This is a genomic window from Streptomyces sp. Wb2n-11, assembly GCF_001049855.1.
GTDB lineage: Bacteria > Actinomycetota > Actinomycetes > Streptomycetales > Streptomycetaceae > Streptomyces > Streptomyces altiplanensis.
In genome coordinates, this window is sequence record NZ_CVPB01000004.1 from 32,008 (window position 1) to 50,380 (window position 18,373).

Sequence of the window (18,373 nt, forward strand, 5' to 3'; positions counted from 1 at the left end):
GTGCGTGTCACCTTGTTGATCGGTTCGCTCGGCACTCCGGAACCGGCCGGCGATGCGTCGGCATCACGCACCCAGGACCGTAAAATCTCGGGGTTGGCATTCAGATCGGCCGCGACGTCCCGAAACGTCCGCCTGCCGGCCTAGGCCCGCCACAACGCGATCGCGTCAGACCGAAACTCCGCACTGTACTTCGAGGGCCTCGCCACGTGGATCCACACCTTCCAGGATCAACAAGATCCATTGCCAGGCGTGTCCACACCACAGGGATCACCTCACTGCCGGAGGTGCCCCCCGGTGCGGCACCGCTTCCATCGCCGCACGATCGCGTCGGCGGCCGCGGGGCGCGGACGAGGCCGCTGCCGCGCTCGCCCGGGAACCGATGGTCAGTGGAAGCCGAGCATGCCGGGGGTGTCGATGCCGATGGCAAGGATGCCGGGCGGGTAGCGGTTCTCGTCGTCGGTCAGGAGGATCGGCATGCCGCCGGTACCCGTGCGGCGCAGTGCGGTGTAGAGGGCGTGGCAGGTGTCCATGCCGCCGTAGCCGTCGCGGAACATTGTGCCCACGGCCGGTGCGTCGATCTGCCCGAGCGGCTCGACCTCGGTGCACGGGTATCCGAGGACGGCGCGGGAGGCTCCGGAGTGGTCGGCCTCGGCCTGCGCCAGGCACAGTGCCGGTACGAGGAGCCGGTCTCCGCTCGCGGTGACGTTGACCGCGAGCGCGTTGAGCGCCTTGTGCCCCGAGGCGAGGGCGGTCACGGCACTGGTGTCCAGAATGATCACGCGGCGTTCCTGCCCGGCATGGCCAGCACCTTCTCCGCCGCGATCCGCCGCAAGTTGCCGAGCACATCGAGTGCGGCGAACTCCTCGTCGCTGACGTCGACGCCGATCACCTCACGTGCATGCGCCCGGGCTGCCGCCACCTGCTCGGCCCGCTGCGCGGCGGTGGGCTCCGCGGCCGCGAGTGCGTCGACGAGCTGGCCGATGCTCAGCCCGCGCTCCCCGGCGAGCTCAGCGAGGTGGTCACGCGTCTGCTTCGTCACCTGGATCGTCGTATTGGCCATAGCTAGACCATAGCAGCCCTATAGTTGTGCTGGTGGTTATCGACGGGGATATCCCTGATTCCTTGCTGCGGCCGGCCCCGGCCGGACAGCCCCTCACCGAGATCTTCATCGACCTTCCAGGGCTGGTTCGGCGGTCGTTGCGCGACTCGGCATGCCGTTCCTGATCCGGAGGGACACCGACCGGGCCCTCCTGCGCCACAGCGCCGTAACGGAAGGGCCGCCTGCGATGGCGGACGGGACCGGCGTGCCGAGTCGGCGTTCGGCGGCCCGGCGTGTGCCGCACTCTGCGCCGGGTGGGCAGCCCGCCACTGCCCGGCCGGTGCGGTACCGCCCTGAAGGCACGCTCTCGGGGGCGTCTCGCGGGCTGCCGACGGCTGCGGCCTTTCCGTCCGGTCGACGACGCGGACCATGACCAGTCCGTCACCGAGCCGCTGTCGAACGGTCGCGGAAGCGCCCGTCGTCATGGGGTGGATTCGGACGCTTCCCGGATGTCGGTCCCATGGCCGCGGTCCTGGGGAGCGGCGGTCGCAGGGCTTGGAGTACGAACGGCACACGCGGTCGCGGTCCCCGGTCGGCCGATGCGCGCGAGAGGTGTGGTTCAGGCCAATCGGCAGAGGATCTATTGACGATTGATTGACCGTCTCTTTACTTTCGGTGTTGATGGTTGATCGCCACAAAACCATTTCCTCATGAGAAATGATGCATTCCTGCCACTCCGGGAGGTTTCACCATGGAACAGCTCATCAAGCGCATGACTGAGGAGTCCGTGTGGCGCAAGTGGGTCGCTGTCAACTCCGCCCAGGCCGCGAAGGACGGGTGCATCAGCGCTACGCCCAAGAGCGGCTGCATCAGCGCCGCCCCCAAGAGCGGCTGCATCTCCTGACCCGCTGATGCTCCGCGCTGCCGGCGCGGCTGTCGCCGCGCCGGCAGGTCCCGCTCGCTCCTCCCCGCAGTCGACCCGTCCCCGGAGAGCTCCCTTGAACCGCCTGCCTAGCGCCGATGTCCTGGAAAAGGTGCGCGACATCCCGATCTACCGTTCTTCCGTCGAGCTCGGCCACTTCCCGATCCTGGAGAAGCCGGAGATCGCCCGGGGCTTCCCCGACAACTGGATGACCCCGGAGCTGGCCCGCGCACTGGAGGCCGGAGAAGCCGAGTTCGTACTGTCCACCGGTACCAACCACGCTCGCATGCAGCTCATCCGGCCGCCCTACTTCCTGCTCCGCTCCTACTACCGCCTGTGGAGCGAACACCCCGATCTCGGCGCCTCGTGGCACGCGGGCGCCCGGCGGGTCTCACTGACCACCGTTCTCGCCACCGAACACGTGGCGCGGGTGAACGCCCGCAAGCCCGGGGCGACTCCCGGTGAACGCTGGCTCGACGACCGTACGCTGTATCTCAACCTCCGGCTGGACCCCGCCGATTGGGACCGTGACGAGGTCGAGCGCATGCTCGCCGAAATCCGCGAGGCCGCTACCGCCCACTCCGGCGCAGGCTATCTGCTGGACTGCTCCGGCTACCACTTGGCGCACCTGATCCGGAAGGTCTCGGCATGGGGCCTCTGGGACGCGTTCCCCCGCCCGGTCGGCATCGTCCACGCCTATGAGTACACGCCGCTGAACATCCGTGCCTGTCTGAGTGCCCACTTCGACTGCCCGGTGGTCGACCTCTTCGGCAGCACCGAACTCGGCTACCTGTTCTACAGCGACACCGAAGGCGGTTACCAGCCCTACCTGCAGGACATGAGCGTCGAGCTGATCCCGGTGGAACCGGACAGCGGCATCCACAGCCTCATCGTCACCAGCGTCCGCAACCCGTACATGCCGTTGGTCCGCTACCGGTCCGGCGACTGTGTGCGCACCCGTGACGGCAGCACCGACCCGGAGCGGATCGTCTCCTTCTGCGGGCGGGAGAAGGAACTGCTGCCCACTCCCGGAGGCCCCGTCTCCCAGGCCGACCTCGACGCCCGTATCGCCGACATCTGCACTCGCGTCTTCCTGTACCAGTTGCACCTGACCGGCGAAGTCGGATCCCACCTGTCGTACGCGACCTTCGACGACGCGCCGCTGTCACCCGCCGAGACGGCCGAGCTGTCGGTGTCCGTCACCGCCTTGACCGGGCGCGCCTGCCAGGTGGAACACCGCACCGGAATCCCCATCGGGCGATCCGGCAAGTACGCCTGGCTGACCAGGTCCGACCCGTCCTGAACCCGTCCGTACCGGCTCTGCCTGTGCGCGGGGCGTCCGACACGCCCGGCGACGGCTTCCTGACAGGAGTCCCATGCTCACATCCGCAGCACCCGCCGCCCTCTCGGGCACCCCCGCCCAAGAAGTGCCCGACGTCGAGACATTGCTCGGCCAGGATCTGCACGATGAGGTGGTGCGGCACTTCACGGCCAAGCCCGACGCTCCGTCCTCGTCCGTCGTACGGCACCAGGTCCGCGAGTGCCTGCGCTACCTCTACCTCCTCTCCCGCCACCCCGACCGGCTCGGCGGCCTCTTCCTCCCCGTCGAGCAGGACATCGACGAGATATGGCACTACCTGATCCTGCAGACACGTGAGTACCGCGACCTGTGCGAGCACCGGCTGCCCGGCGGTCACTTCATCCACCACCGGAGCATCTCCTACGACGCCTACCAGGAAGCCCCCGGACGGGAAACCGCCGTAGAGGAGGCCCTGCGCTGGATTCCCCTCTACACGGTCGCGTTCGGTCCCTTCGACGCCGACGCCCTGCCGCACTGGACGATCGTGCGTTTCCTGCACGACGAACTCGGCATGTCCTTGGAGGCAATAGCCGCCCTGGCCGACGACGCACGGACGCCCGACGGCACCACGGCCCCGGTGGAGACCCACGCGTGACCCGGACGGCCCCACCGGTCCCTGTGCCGGACCTCTCCCGGCAACGCCGCCGCGCTCTGACGGTGCTCGTCGCCTCGCAGATCCTCGGCGGTGCCGGTATGGCGGCAGGCATCACGGTCGGCGCGCTGCTCGCCCAGGACCTGCTCGGCTCGACCAGCCTGGCCGGACTGCCGGCCGCACTGTTCGCCGTCGGAGCGGCCCTCGGAGCGGCCGTCCTCGGGCGTGTCTGTCAGCGCTTCGGGCGCCGCCTGGGGTTGCTGCTCGGCAATGGAGTCGCCGCGCTGGGCAGCGCGGGCGTGGTCGCCGGAGCTGCGGCGCGCTGGCCCGTTCTGCTCCTGGCCGCACTCTTCGTGTACGGGGCGGGTACGGTCACAGGGCTGCTCGCGCGTTACGCGGGGGCCGACCTCGCCCCGCCCGAGGGACGCGGCCGGGCCGCCGGAACCGTGTTGTTCGCCCTGACACTGGGCGCGGTCGCGGGGCCGAACCTGATCGGCCCCACCGGCACCCTCGCCCACGCCTGGGGCGTTCCGCGACTGGCGGGGCCCTTCCTGCTGGCGGCGGCGGCCTACACGGCAGCAGCGCTGGTGCTGCTGCCGTGGCTGCACCCGGACCCGTTGGGCCCGGCACAGCCCCAGCAACCCGGCGGTACTGTGGCCGAGCCCGGCGCCGGACCCCACGGCTCCGTGCGCAGTGCCCCTGGTGTCGTCATCGGCGCCACTGTGATGATCACTGCCCAGCTGGTGATGATCGCCGTGATGACCATGACGCCCGTCCACATGACCGGCCACGGCCATGCGACGCAGGCGGTGGGTCTGGTCATCGCCCTGCACGTGGGCGCGATGTTCCTGCCGTCACCCCTGAGCGGTCTGCTCGTGGACCGGATCGGCGGGCGGCGGGTCGCCGCCACGGCCGGCGTCGTCCTGCTGGGCGCAGGCCTGTCCGCGGGCCTTGCCCCACCGACCTCCGTCACGCTGCTGGCCTGCGCGCTCGTACTGCTCGGCGTCGGCTGGAACCTGGCCCTGCTCGGCGGCACGGCCCTGATCACGGACGCCACCTCCGCCGAGAACCGCGCCGCGGTACAGGGCCTGGCGGACGTGGGGATGTCCGCGGCGGGCGCGACGGGCGGCATGGTCTCGGGCCCGGTGGCCGGCGGCAGCGGCTACCCGGTCCTGGCGATGGCGGCGGGCGCCCTCGCCCTCGCGGTGATTCCGGCGGTGGCGCTGAGCAAGAGAGGCCGAAGTCCGTGAGAGGGGCCGGAACCACGCAGCGGCGCGGTCCGGCCATCCGTCACGGCGAGACCACCACCGTCCACGCCGCCTCCTTCGCACCGCAGGACTCCACACGTGGTCCGCGAGGTGACGCGGAAGAACAGGAGAACCCCGATGGTGACCACCCCCGGCCCGCCCTCCGCCCCGCACTCGGTCGATGCCGTCGTGGTCGGGGCCGGACTCTCCGGTCTCTACCAGCTGCACCGGCTGCGTGAGCTCGGCCTGACGGCGGTGGTCTTCGAGGCCGGTGACGACATCGGCGGAACCTGGTACTGGAACCGGTACCCCGGGGCCCGCTGCGACATAGAGAGCATGTCCTACTCCTACTCCTTCTCCCCGGAACTGGACCAGGAGTGGGAATGGGGCGAACGGTACGCCTCCCAACCGGAGATCCTGCGGTACATCCACCACGTGGCGGACCGGTTCGACCTGCGCGGGGACGTCGTACTGGGCACCCGGGTCACCCGCGCCGTGTACGACGAGGACAGACACTTCTGGCGGGTCTCCACGAACACCGCACGGGTGGTCACCGCCCAGTTCGTCATCCTGGCGACGGGCTGCATGTCCGCCCCCAAAGCCCCGGAGACACCGGGCGCCGACAGCTTCACGGGCCAGATCCACCACACCGCCCAGTGGCCGCACGAGGGCGTCTCCTTCACCGGCCGGCGGGTCGCCGTGATCGGCACCGGGTGCTCCGGTGTCCAGGCCATCCCCGTCATCGCCGCCGAGGCGGCCGCCCTCACCGTCTTCCAGCGCACCCCGGCCTACGTGCTCCCGGCCCACAATCGCCCGCTGCGCGCCATGGAGGTCGAGGAACTCAAGGCCCACTACCCGCAGTTCAGGCAAGCCCAGCGGTCGTCCAGGGGAGGAACCGTCTTCGAGCCACCGACCCGGTCGGCCCTGGAGGCGGACGAGGCGGAGCGCACGGCGTCCTACGAGGCAGCCTGGGACTCAGGCCTGCTGAACGGACTGCTGCGCACCTACACCGACATCCTGACCGACGAGACGGCCAACGAGACCGCGGCCGAGTTCATCCGGTCCAAGATCCGGTCGATCGTCACCGATCCGGCGACAGCCGAACTGCTCTCCCCGCGCACGTTCCCCTTCGCGACCAAGCGGCCGTGCCTGGGCACCGGCTATTACGCCACCTACAACCTGCCGCATGTGACGCTGGTGGACCTCCGCACGACACCGATCGAGACCATCACGCCCCGGGGCATCCGGACCTCGGACGGGGAGCACATCGTCGACACGATCGTCCTCGCCACCGGCTTCGACGCCCTGACCGGCTCCCAGCTCGCCATCGACATCGTGGGCAAGGGCGGGGTGAGCCTCCGTACGAAGTGGGCGGACGGCCCCCGGAACTATCTAGGACTCGTCTCGTCCGGCTTCCCCAACCTCTTCACCGTCCTGGGACCGCTCAGCCCGTCCGTGCTCACCAACATCGCGGTGTCCCTGGAACAGCAGGTCGAGTGGATCACCGACTGCATCGCCCACCTTCGGGAGCGTGGGCTCACGGAGATCGACGCCACCCCGAGAGCCGAGGTGGACTGGGGCACGCGGGTGGCAGAGCTCGCCGCCCGAACGCTCTACCCGGCGGTGGACTCCTGGTACACAGGAGCGAACGTTCCGGGCAAACCCCGGGTGTTCCTGGCCTATGCCGGCGGACTGGACCGGTACCGGGAGGAGTGCGACGCCGTGAGCCGGGGCGGCTACACCGGCTTCGTCCTCTCCGCCGCACCCTCCTGAGCGCGGGCGGGTGCGGCGTCGACCCCAGTTGCGTGACGGGCTCCACCGGGTTCCGCCGGGCGCGGCGCGCCGGAACGGGGAACACCGTGACTTGGGCCGGGGCCGGCCGCGCGGTCCCCGGTGACCGTCATCGCTGGTCCGGGGGCCCGGATCCTGCTGACTCAACCGGTGGGAGACACGCTGACGACAGGTCGGCACTCCACGGAAACGCTGCTCCGGCTGAGACTACGAGGGCGGTGACGCGAGGCGGCGGAGTACCGGATGCGGGTGCCGACCCGATCCGGCTGTGCGGGCCCGCCGGGTCGCGGGAGTGCGACGCACCCCCGCGGGCACGCGCGGGTGCAACGCGCCCGGCCGCGAGTCGCACACGGTCGGATCCGCGAAAGAGGGGCGCGGCCGGCGAACCCGCCGTCCAGGCCATCGGCCGGCCCCGGGGCGGGCCGACAACCCACTCCACCTCGTTACCGACCACGTGCCTTCGTGCTGACGGCCGGACCGGCCGCAACCGCGCCCCTCTCGTGAAGCGCCCGCCGTACAGCGACGGCTCCCACTCCGCTCAGCCCCTGGGACCCCCGTTGTACACGGGAGGTTTCCCACCTGCGGCCTTCTGCAACTCACTTGGGGTCGCGGTGACCTTCACGGCTGCCGGGGCCAGGTCAGGTTCGGTGACCTTCACGGGTTCCGTACCGGCCTCGCTGTGCCGCTCGGCCCAGTTCTCCAGCGCCGTGCGGCAGGCGTGGTCCAAGTGGTGCAGCCCGGTGAGGTCCAGCTCGATCGGACGGTCTTGCGGCAGAGCCTCCAGCCTGTCGAGAATTTTCGGCAGCCGCAGGAAGGTCGCGTTGCCCGACAGGTACACCTGGACGGGACCGGCGCCCTTGTCGATGACCTCCAGCTTGGTGTGCGAGGCGTCCCAGGCGGTTTTGACCACGGACAGCGCCAGTCCGATCAGCACGCCCTCGAACATGTTCACCGCGACGATGGAGACGGCCGTGACCGCCAGGATCAAAGCCTCGCCCCGGTGGGAACGCCACAGCGCCGCGGCCTGGCGGAAGGGGATCAGCTTCCAGCCCGCGTGGATCAGAATGCCGGCCAGTGCGGGAATCGGTATCAGCGCCAGGGCGGACGGCAGCGCGGCGGCGAACAGCAGGAGCCATACGCCGTGCAGCACCCGGGACGCCTTGGTCTTCGCGCCCGCGCTGACGTTGGCAGAGCTGCGCACGATCACCGCGGTCATCGGCAGCGCGCCGAGCGCACCGCAGATCGTGTTGCCCGCGCCTTGGGCGATCATCTCCTTGTCGTACTGGGTGCGCGGGCCGTCGTGCAGCCGGTCCACCGCGGCGGCGCTGAACAGGCTCTCCGCGGAGGCGATCAGGGCGAAGGCGACGATGGTGCCCCAGATGGCTGGGGAAGCCAGCTCGCCGAAGGCCCCGGAGCCAGGCGGCTGGATCACGCCGAGCAGCCCCTCCACTTCGACCGTGGCGACCGGCAGGCTGAAGACGAGCGCGGTCACCGTGGCCAACAGCACCGCCGCGAGGGCGCCGGGAACAGCCTGCGCTCCTTTCGGCATCCTCTTCCACAGCACGATGACGGCGATGGTTCCCGTACCGATCGCGAGCGAGGTGAGGGCCGCGGTGCTGCTCAGGGTGTCGGTGACCGCTCCTGGCAGCCCTGCGATCTTGCCGAGGCCGGTGTCGGGCGCCTTCAGGCCGGCCGCCGCGTAGATCTGACCGGCGATGATCACCAGGCCGATGCCGCAGAGCATGCCCTCGACGACGGAGACGGATATCGCGCGGAACCAACGGCCCACCTTCGAAAAGCCCATGACGAGCTGGAGCAGTCCGGCGACCAGCACGATGACGCCGAGCGCGGACACCCCGAACTCGCTGACGGCCTCGAAGACCAGCACGGTCAGGCCGGCGGCGGGCCCGGACACCTGGAGGCTGCTGCCGGGCATGAGCCCGGTGATGATGCCCCCTACGATACCGGTGACCAGGCCCAGTTCGGCCGGGACCCCGGAGGCGACCGCCACACCGACGCACAGTGGCACGGCGACCAGGAAGACGACGAGGGAGGCGGTGAAGTCCTGCCGCCAGTAGGGGAACTTCGACAGTACGTTCATGGCGGTCACCGGTCCCCTCAGAGCCTCTCGAAAGTGTCGGACCCCGCCTGGTGCGCGTGCACGGTTCCGGTGTGCACCTCGTAGTACCAGGCGTGCAGTCCCAGCAGGCCGTCCGCCAAGCGCTTGTCGACGCGCGGGTACGAGCGCAGCCGCAGCACCTGGGTCAGGACGTGGTTCTGCACCGCCTCGGCCACCGTCGGGTCGCCGCTGTCGGCGCACCGGGGTTCGTCGGCGGCGTACGTGAGCCACTCGCGCACAGCCGGTACGGGGGTCAGGTCGTCACCGCGCACCAGCGCGCCGACGGCCCCGCAGTGGGAGTGGCCGCAGACCACGATGTCCCTCACCCCGAGCACCTCCACCGCGTACTCGATGGTGGCCGCCTCGCTGGTGGGGTGCGCGGAGGCGTACGGCGGGACGATGTTGCCCGCGGTCCGCAGCTCGAACAGCTCGCCGGGCCGGGCACCCGTGATCAGAGCCGGAACGACCCGGGAGTCGGAGCAGGTGATGAACAGGACGTCGGGGGACTGCCCTTCGGCGAGGCGGGCGAACTCCTCAGGGCGCTGTCCGAACGTGCGGGCATTGTCGATGAGGGACTGCATGGTGTGGTAACTCCTCCTGGCGCGCAGCAGGGGCGCGTCGGGCCTGCATGACGGGGACGGGGCGGAGTCTCTGTTGCTCAGCAGCGGAAGACCTGGAGCGCGGCCGGGGTGCGGGCCGGCGGCGGTCTCGGAGCGCGGTGGTGGCGGCGCCGGACCGGACTGTTTCCTGTATCGCCGACAGACTCGGTGTCAGCAGCGGACGGGCGGGCGCTCCCGGGACGGCGTCCGCGATGCGGAGCCGGTCGCGGGTGCGCCGGAGGCCCGCCGAGGCCGTGGGAACGGCCGATGGCGCGGCAGAGGGCGACCTCGTCGCGCAGCGCCTTCCCGGTAGAGGGTGTTCCGGGGCGTCACGCCTTCGCGGCAGGATCACTTTCGGCCTGACTCCGGGCCTCTGGGGAGCGGACGGTGTGCGCGGATGCGAAGGACGTGAGGGGTGCGAGGAACCGGAGGCGAACGGGGCGGACGTCAGGTCCCCGGTCGTCGTCCGGGGTGTCACAGCACGGAACATGTGCCCCCCTCCGGTAGTTCGCACCCGAGCACGTGTCAATATCTGGTCAACGGCTGGTCAAGAAATACTTTATCCGGCAAAGTCGTTTGCAGGGTTAACTCAACGTTTCGAGGGCTAAGAGAGCCTGAAAACCGCAAATGGTTGGCGCGAATCGACCCTTGGCGGACACGGTCGGACCGGGCGGACACGGTTGGACGCGGTCTGTCCGGGCCGGGACACGGGTGCGGGCGCAGACGCCCGCACGGCGTGCCGACGATTCAGTGGACGTCGCGGGGCAGGGCGGTGGGGGAGATGGGTGGGACTTCGTGTGGAAGCCGCTGCCCACCTTCCCCGCACCGAACAAGCGACCTTGCGAGAAGAAGTTGGAGTTGCGCAAGCAGTGGCGGCGGTTCCGGGACACCGGACGGTGCCGCTTGGCCGCCGGACAGTCGCGCCGGCCCGGCCTGGGCGGAACCGGATCGGTAACGCGGCCGTGCGCCGCGACGCGCGTGCTCTGTCCCGGGTGTGGCACTCAGGCGCCTGGTTGTGGTGACGATGCCGGGGCATCGTCCACCGAGTGGAACACACGATGTTCTGCATCCAGTGGCGATGCACGACATCGGGTGGCGTCCACTCAGTGAGTGACTCTGAAGCTTCTATAGATCGTCAAGCTGTAGGAGAAGGTCCGATCGGGCCGCTGGAACCGCTGGTGAGACGGCGGTAGACCTCTCGCGCGACGAAGCGCTTGAGGCACCTGAAGATGTCCTTCGGGGATCTTGGGTTTCGAGGGTCACCGTCTTTGGCGCCACCAGCGGGGCCGGGGTAGTCCGCGGGTGTCGAGGTACTGCTGGAACACGGTCGGAGGGCGGGGCCGGCAGCTGGTGTCGGTGGGTTCCTGAGTACTGAGGCGTTCGATGTTGACGGCGATGGCTGTCAGGACGTGCTGGAGGTGAGTTTTGGCTGTGCCTCGGTAACGGCAACGGCGCATCCGGTGGCCGTTGACGATCTCGTTCATGGTGACCCACACACCCGAGCGGGAGGCATGGAGCCGACGCCACGTCGGATCGTGCTGGTCGGCACGGTTCCGTGCCTGCAGTTCGTGCAGGTGACGGGGAGGAAGTTCACTGTCCGGGCGGTGCCTCGGGTGCACGGGGGCCGCTCGGTGCAGAGGTCGCACTGCCGTTTGTCGAACCGAACCACGGTAAAGGGCGCCATCGGGGGAAGCTCGTTCCAGTTGCCGCTGACCTGTCCGTTGGGGCAGGTGACCTCGCGGCGCTCGAAGTCGATGATGAAGTTTTCCCGGGCGAACCCGTCAGCATCGCAGACCGAGCGCGGCCACCGCACGTCCGAAGCCGTTGTCTCCTGTACCACCGAGTGCTTGTACGCGGGCGTGCACCGCCGTGATATCGGTCCAGCGAGCAGCCTGCTCCTCGGTGAGCCTGCCGCGCAGAGTTGCGAGCTTGAGCAGGTTGAACTCGGCTCCAGTGGTGAGAGTTTGGGCCTCGCCCGTGTAGTGGTCGTCGATCACAGCGGCCAGCTCGTCGTCATTCATGACAGGGGAAATACGGGCCGCGATCTTGCTCATGTTGCGGTACGAGCCCTGGAGCTGGAAAGGCGGTTCGGTGCGGGTGGCATCGGACTGGGCAGCGGAGGCTATGTACGCCTCGTTGACCGCGAGGACCGTCTCGCGGGCGGTGAGCAGGTGGCGCAGGACCGCGAGAACGGCGTCGAGCTCGGCCGGCGGGTACGGGTGGATGAGCCGTTCACGGCTGGCGCTGACGTCCCCGGCAGCCAGGCGCACCAGCAAGTCGAGGTCGGCGTGCTCACGCCCGGCGAGGGGAGCGAGGAGCGGGTGGGAAGTGAGGGAGTTGTCGACGAAGCTGAGCGCGAAGACGTCCTCCTTACCGGTCATGACGTCGCCGAGATTCCAGACGTCGGCGCGGTTGGCGAGCATGTCGGGAATGCGGAAGCGCCCGCCTGACCCGGTGTAGGGGTTGCCGGCCATGCAGACCGCGAAGCGCTTACCTCGCAGATTGTGGCCGTTCAGCGTACGGGTGGCGTCGCACAGCGGGATGAAATTCTGCAGCAACTCCGGTGAGGTGTGCTGGATGTCGTCCAGGTAGAGCAGGACGTTGTTGCCTGCCGACAGCGCGAAGTTGACCTTCTCCAACTCCTTGCGGGCGGTGGCGTTCGGTGCTTCCGCCGGGTCGAGCGAGGTGACGCTGTGGCCAAGGGCCGGTCCGTCGACCTTCACCAGGAGCAGCCCGAGGCGGTCGGCGACGTACTCCATGAGGGTCGTCTTGCCGTAGCCGGGCGGCGAGACGAGCAGCAACAGTCCGCTGTTGTCGGTCCGCTTGCGCTCACCGGCGTCACCGAGCTGCTTGGCGAGGTTGTCACCGATGAGAGGCAGGTACACCTCGTCGACGAGGCGGTTGCGTACGAAGGAGGGCATGACGCGCGGCCGGTAATCGTCCAGGCGCAGCCGGGTCCTCTCGGCAGCCACCAGGGCGGTCCTGCGCTGCTGGTAGGCGCGGAAGCCGGGCACCACCCGCTGGGCGAAGTCGGCGGTCCTGGCCAGGAACTCGTCCAGACGTAGGACCAGGGTGCGGTTCCGGCCGATCCTCCGGTGACTACCCAGCAAGCCCTCCGCCCTGGCGGTCAGGGAGCCTGCCACGTCGTAGCGCGCCAGGTCCGGGCAGACCTCGATGGCCACGGCTTCGGCGAGGTCGCCGGTGTCGACGTCCTCGCCGCAGGAGGCGGCATACGAGACTAGCCAGCCCTCCACCAGCCGTCGCGCGGCGCCCGGGTTCCCGTCGGCGAGCCGGTCGCGCACGTCCTCGGCGTACGGCGACGAGCCGACGGCCCGGCGGAACTTTTCGAGGAGCGTGCGGGCCTGCGGACCAGTCGCGAACGACTCGCCGGTCGGCAACTCCTCCACGAGATACTCGGTGGCGAGGCCGGAGAGCGCTCCCGCCTCGGCGAGGTCGGCACGCAGCAGGTCCAGTGCCGGGGCCGTCCCGAACGTCTCCCGCGCCCGCACCAGGGATGCCGCTTCGCGCGTCCATGCCTTGCGCGCCTGCGCCGTCGTCCCGTGGGCCCAGAACAGCTGGGCGGCGGCGCGGTCGGCGGCGGGGTAACGCAGCAGCTCGGCCTGCTCGTACAGTTCCAGCAGCGCGGAGACGATGACCGCCGCGTCGTGGTCATGGACGCCGCGTTCGTATCCCTCGTCGTACGACGACTCCGCGGCCTCGCGGACCAGCTCCGCCAAGTCTGCTGCGGCCAGGCCCGCGATGCCGTGCTCTGCCAGCAGTCGCGCCGCCAGGTACTCCGCCCGGTAGACGTCCGTGCTCTCGGACGGCAGGAGCTGGTCCCAGTAGGCGCGGGTGTCCGCGAACTCCGGGTCGGTGTCGGTGACCGGGCGCCGGTAGTCCGTACCGGTCAGCGCGAAGGCCATACCTCCGTCCGCGTGCGGTACGAGCGTGAGTTCGGGGGGCTGCGTGTTGACAGCGAACTGGTGCGTGCCCAGGCGGATGGTGTCGCCACCGTCCGCGTACAGCTCGGTACGGTCCCGCAGCGCGCGGCCCGCTTCCTGGCGGGCGGCCTTCAGCCTGCTCTCCAGCTCCTCCGCCCGCACCTGGTCTCCGAGCTCGCGCAACTCCTCGACGGTGCGGCGGACCTTCGCCGCCATGGGATCGGAGGCGAAATACGTGTTGACCGCGTCGAGGCTGTCCAGGGCAGCCGCCCGGCGGCCGATCGTCTCCAGGACGCGGCCGGCCGACCCGGCGAGGCGCTCCCCGCGCCGGGCGCGGGCGTCCTGCAGTGTCTGTCTGCGGCCGGAGAACGCGTCGTGGACCTCACCGCGCTTGTCCGCGATCTCGGCGAGGAAGCCGTCGTGGTCGGCGAAGCGCGACTCCAGGGTGTCCAGTTGGAGCAACAGCCGTGCGAGCTGCGCGTCGCAGGTTGCCGGGGTTTCCGCTGCGGCCAGTGCGCCGGTGACCGACTGGCCGAGCAGGGCGAACTCCGCCGCGAACGCCGCCCGGCCCTCCCCGTCGAGGAGTTCCCGGCGCCTGGCCGCGAGGGTGGCGCGGGCGCGGTTCAGGCCGCCCAGCACCTCGGCGATCCGCTCCAGGATGGTGGTGCGTACGGTGGCGTCACCGATGTCCAGTCCGGCGACCACCTCGGTGAGAGTCTGGAGGCCGAAGACCTGCTCGTCCAGACGCTCGGTGACGGGAACGGCCTCGGCGACCGTGGCGATGGCCTCCGCGCCGGCGCACAGGCTTTCCACCTCCGCGTGCTGGGCGGCGAAGGTGTCGTCGCGCTGGAGGAAGGCCACCGCCCGTTGCGCGGTGGAGACGATGTGGGCCTCGGCTTCCTCGGCGAGCGCCTCGATGGCTTCGGTGTCCGCGTGACGCATCTCCTTCAGAGTCACCAGGCGGCCCTGGGCCCGGCGCAGCTCCGAGATGCGCTCGATCCACTCCTCGGCGGTGGCGGGAGCCTCGCTTCGGATCCGCCTGACCAGACGCTGAAGGCTTTCCGACAATTCGGTGAGTGCCGTGATGGCCTGCCGGGTCAGGGACTGTACGGACTCGAACTCCGTCAGCACCTGCTCGGCCGTGGCCCGCACCCCTTCCAACGGGGTGCGCAGATCCCCGGCGTCCGCGTCGCCCAGCCAGTGGAACCGGTCGGCGGCTCGCGCGCAGGCGGCGACCAGAGCCTCGTACAGCTCACTGGTGGCGGTGGTCTCGGCGGCCTGCCGGGCGATGGCGAGGCAGCCGGAGATCCCGCGGACGAGGTCGGCGTTGCCGATGCGCGCGAGGGGCCCGTCGGCCACGGGTGCCGGGTAGGTGTCGCAGACGTAGGGTGTCCGCCACACCTGGACCGGGTGCACGCGTGCGGGCTCGCTGGATTCGGCGCGCAGCACGGTGAGGCCGCCGTCGTCGAAGAGGGCGTAGCCGTGGCAGGACAGCGGGGCCGCGACCTCCTTGCGGATCAGGTTGTACGGGAGCAGGAGGGTGTGACCCTCGGCGCGGTGGTGGAAGGCGAACAGCACGTCCTCGCCGTTGGGTGAGCGGACAGCGCGCTCGAACTCCAGGCCGGAGGTGTCCGCCGTGTCGAAAGTCTTCACCACCCCCGTGGCGAGGCAGTAGCCGCCGGGGAAGACGATGCCCTGGTCGTCGGGCAGCCGGCGACAGGACTGTCCGATGCCGTCCAGCCGGACCACGGACTTCGTGAGGGTGTTGAAGACCAGGTAGCGTCGGATCTGCTCCTTGTACGGCCGGACACGCAGCAGTATCAGGGCTCCGACGACCGCGTACGCCACCTCGGCGTCAGCGAGTGACTGCAGGGGTTCGTCGACGGGCTCGCTGTGTACGCCCTCGCCGGTCTCCGTGTCGTCCTCGGTCTTCACGGTGAGGGAGCCGCCCACCGTCGCGACGAAGAGTGCGCTGTTGGCGATGGAGATGTGCGGGTGGCGCCCCAGGACGTGATCGTCCCGGCTCGTCTCGGACCAGGGGAAGTCGTGCGACGGAGGGAAGACGTGGTCACGCTCCCCCGCGCGTCCAGGAACCGCACTTCACCGGACGGGGGGAGCGACCAGCGCAGGACGCGGATGTCGTCGGCCTGCTCGCCGGTCCGGAACACGGCCAGCAGCTTGCCGTCGACATGGCGGAGCTGGAGGAGTCGCGCTCCCTGGAAGTAACGGTGCAGTGCGTCGAATTCGTGTACGAAGGCGGGGTCGTCGAGCAGACCGGGCACCGTCTCGTCCGGGAGACGGTTCAGGTCGCGGTCGTAGAGGGCCAGGACGTCGGAGGCAGGGGCCTCATAGCCAACGAGCAGCGCGTCGCCGACGGCGATGATGTCGCGGGCAACGACATTCCGCTCCGTACGGATGTGCTCGGCGCCGGCGAGTGCCAGCTCGGTGGAACCGAAGGCCGTGATGCGGGCGTTGTTGAGCGCTCCGGCACGCCGGGCCAGCTCGTCGGCCCGGTCACCGAGGCGGTCGCGCAGCACCTCGTACGTACCGGCGTCCAGGCCGCTTCCCGTCCCGGTCCCAGTCACTGTCCAGCTCCCTCGTGTCGGTGGATGAATTCCGGGGCTGCCGCCCCCGTGCGGCAGCCCCGGAAGCTGTTGAACCGGGCGTCAGCCCTTGACTGTTCCGTTCAGCCCTGCGGTGTCCCTCAGCCCGGTGGTGTCCTTCAGCCCGGCGAGTCCGGCCACCGGCATGTCGGCCAGCCCCAGTCGCCGCGCCTTGCCGATCAGTTCGTCCAGCTGCCCGGAGCCGGCCGGCATGAGCTTCATCAGGAGGGTGGACACGGTCAGGTTCTGCACGTCGGCGGTGGACACCGAGCCCAATACCTTCGTCAGGTCCTCGGTGAAGGACGCGGAGCCGTCCAGCCACGGCCCGGCGAGCGCCTGGGCGGTCTGGGAGTGCTGCAGGAAGCCGTCGACGCTCTTGCCGAGCGACATGGCGCCGACGATCCGGTCGAAGAAGGCGGACTCGCCGCCGACGATGTTGATCTCGGCGTTCTCCAGGCCGGTGGCGAGAACCGTGGCCTGCGCCTCGGCGACCTGGCGCTGTACGTCGAGCCCCGCGAGCCGGACGTCCTTCTCCGCCTCCAGCCGCAGCCGGAACTCCTCGTGCGAACGGGACGCCTCGTCCAGCGCGGCCATCGCGGCGGCCTTCTCGGTGAGACCGGCGGCCTCGGCCTTGAGCTTCTCGCCGATGGCAGTGGCCTCGGCCAGCGCCTTCTCGCGCGTGCCGACCGCCTCGGCGCGCAGCCGGGCCTCGGTCGCCCCGGCCTCGGCATGCCCCGCCTTCTCGATGGCGTCTGCCTCCTTCTCCCGTACCTGGACGGCCGCCAGGCCCTCGGCCGCGGCTTCGGCCTGGATGCCCTCGGCGAAACGCACCTTGGCTCGGGCGTCCATGTCAGCGGCTTTGCTGCGGGCCTCCGCCAGCGTCAGCTCCTCAGCCGCCCGGTGGACGGCGGCCTGCTCGGCGGCCTCGGCGGCCTTGATGTCCTTGACCAGCCGCTCCTGCGCCTCGGCCTCGGCGGCGATGACCACGGTCTGGCGGTGGCGTTCGGCCTCCTCGACCGCGCGGAGCTTCTTGATGGACTCCTCCTGCTCGGCGACCGTACGGTCCACCGCGACGCGCTCCCGGATGACCTCGGCGATCTCACGGCGCTCCGCCTCGACCTCCTTCTCGGCCGAGATCCGGTTCAGCTCCGTCTCCCTGTCCCGGGCGATCACTTCGAGCAGACGGTCCTTCTCGATGCGCTCGTTCTCGATGGCGATGACACGCTCGCGGTTCTTCTGCGCGACGGCAACCTCGCGGGCCTGGTTCTCGCGCTGGATGCCGAGCTGCTCCTCGGTCTTCAGGAAGGCGCTCTGCGCACGCAGCCGCTCCTCCTCCACCACGCGGGCGGTCTCCGCCTCCTCCCGGGCTCGCACGGTCTCGATCTCCCGCTTCTGCTTGATCTCGGCGTCCGCCCGGCGGCGCTCCAGCTCCAGGATCGCCTCGCGGGCGTCGACGTTCTGCCGGGTGAGCTCCTTCTCCTCGTGCTGGCGGAACTCATTGGTCCGGACATGCTCGACGGCCGTCAGCTCGGTGATCTTCCGGATGCCCTGGGCGTCCAGGATGTTGTTCGAGTCCAGCTGCGACAGCGGCGTCTGCTCCAGGTAGTCGATCGCCGCGTCCTCCAGGCTGTAGCCGTTCAGATCGGTGCCGATGACCTCGATGATCCGGTCCCGCAGCTCCTCGCGCTTGGTGTAGAGGTCGGTGAAGTCGAGTTGCTTGCCGACCGTCTTCAGGGCCTCCGAGAACTTCGCGTTGAACAGCTCCTGCAGCGTGGCCTTGTCACTGGCGCGCGCCGTGCCGATGGCCTGGGCGACCTTGATGACGTCCTCGGAGGTCTTGTTGACACGTACGAAGAACGAGATGCGGATGTCGGCACGGATGTTGTCGCGGCAGATCAGCCCGTCCCGGCCGGTGCGGGAGATCTCGATGGTCTTCACCGAGATGTCCATGACCTCGGCCTTGTGCAGCACCGGCAGGACGACCTGCCCGGTGAAGGTGACGTCGACCTTGCGCATCTTCGACACGATCAGCGCCTTGCCCTGCTCCACCTTGCGGAACAGTCGGCTGATCACGAACAGCATGGCGATTGCGATGAGCAGGACAACGGCCGCGAGCACGCCGATGCCCCAGGTGATGGCATCCATGAACAATCCCCGAAT

Annotated in this window: 11 protein-coding genes and 1 pseudogene; 5 read left to right on the forward strand and 7 right to left on the reverse strand. The window is 69.7% G+C overall.

Going from position 1 to position 18,373, the window contains the following annotated elements; all coding sequences use genetic code 11:
* Positions 1-383: 383 nt before the first annotated feature.
* Positions 384-779: a PIN domain-containing protein gene (locus BN1555_RS35610; protein ID WP_093804104.1), complete on the reverse strand. Its 396-nt coding sequence runs from the start codon at positions 777-779 to the stop codon at positions 384-386.
* Positions 776-1,060: a hypothetical protein gene (locus BN1555_RS35615; RefSeq protein WP_093804105.1), complete on the reverse strand. Its 285-nt coding sequence runs from the start codon at positions 1,058-1,060 to the stop codon at positions 776-778. The genes BN1555_RS35610 and BN1555_RS35615 overlap by 4 nt, the downstream gene beginning before the upstream one ends.
* Before the next feature lie 730 nt (positions 1,061-1,790).
* Here BN1555_RS35615 and BN1555_RS39435 point away from each other — a divergent pair.
* The 5 genes from BN1555_RS39435 to BN1555_RS35635 all read left to right on the forward strand — a co-directional run bounded on the left by BN1555_RS39435 (position 1,791) and on the right by BN1555_RS35635 (position 6,933).
* On the forward strand, positions 1,791-1,943 hold the full coding sequence (locus BN1555_RS39435) for a hypothetical protein (RefSeq protein ID WP_176710352.1): 153 nt from the start codon (positions 1,791-1,793) through the stop codon (positions 1,941-1,943).
* A gap of 94 nt (positions 1,944-2,037) precedes the next feature.
* Entirely contained in the window at positions 2,038-3,264 is a 1,227-nt protein-coding gene (locus BN1555_RS35620) for a hypothetical protein (RefSeq protein WP_093804106.1), read from the forward strand.
* 73 nt (positions 3,265-3,337) lie between these two features.
* A complete protein-coding gene (locus BN1555_RS35625; RefSeq protein WP_093804107.1) occupies positions 3,338-3,916 on the forward strand; it encodes a glycine-rich domain-containing protein in 579 nt (192 codons plus the stop codon).
* Entirely contained in the window at positions 3,913-5,163 is a 1,251-nt protein-coding gene (locus BN1555_RS35630; protein WP_255306523.1) for an MFS transporter, read from the forward strand. Before BN1555_RS35625 ends, BN1555_RS35630 begins: the two co-directional genes overlap by 4 nt.
* 135 nt (positions 5,164-5,298) lie before the next feature.
* Positions 5,299-6,933, forward strand: a complete 1,635-nt coding sequence (locus BN1555_RS35635; RefSeq protein WP_093804108.1) for a flavin-containing monooxygenase — start codon at positions 5,299-5,301, stop codon at positions 6,931-6,933.
* A 556-nt stretch (positions 6,934-7,489) separates the two neighbouring features.
* Here the strand turns inward: BN1555_RS35635 and BN1555_RS35640 are convergent.
* The 5 genes and pseudogenes from BN1555_RS35640 to BN1555_RS35660 form a co-directional block, all read right to left on the reverse strand.
* Complete coding sequence (locus BN1555_RS35640; protein ID WP_093804194.1) at positions 7,490-9,052, reverse strand: SulP family inorganic anion transporter; 1,563 nt, start codon at positions 9,050-9,052, stop codon at positions 7,490-7,492.
* Positions 9,053-9,069: 17 nt separating this feature from the next.
* Positions 9,070-9,651, reverse strand: a complete 582-nt coding sequence (locus BN1555_RS35645) for a carbonic anhydrase (RefSeq protein WP_093804109.1) — start codon at positions 9,649-9,651, stop codon at positions 9,070-9,072.
* A 1,277-nt stretch (positions 9,652-10,928) separates the two neighbouring features.
* On the reverse strand, positions 10,929-11,315 hold the full coding sequence (locus BN1555_RS41835) for a transposase (RefSeq protein ID WP_369689047.1): 387 nt from the start codon (positions 11,313-11,315) through the stop codon (positions 10,929-10,931).
* 135 nt (positions 11,316-11,450) lie between these two features.
* A pseudogene (locus BN1555_RS35655) lies at positions 11,451-16,195 on the reverse strand (DNA repair ATPase).
* An 81-nt stretch (positions 16,196-16,276) separates the two neighbouring features.
* Entirely contained in the window at positions 16,277-18,358 is a 2,082-nt protein-coding gene (locus BN1555_RS35660) for a flotillin family protein (protein ID WP_093804111.1), read from the reverse strand.
* Positions 18,359-18,373: the final 15 nt, after the last annotated feature.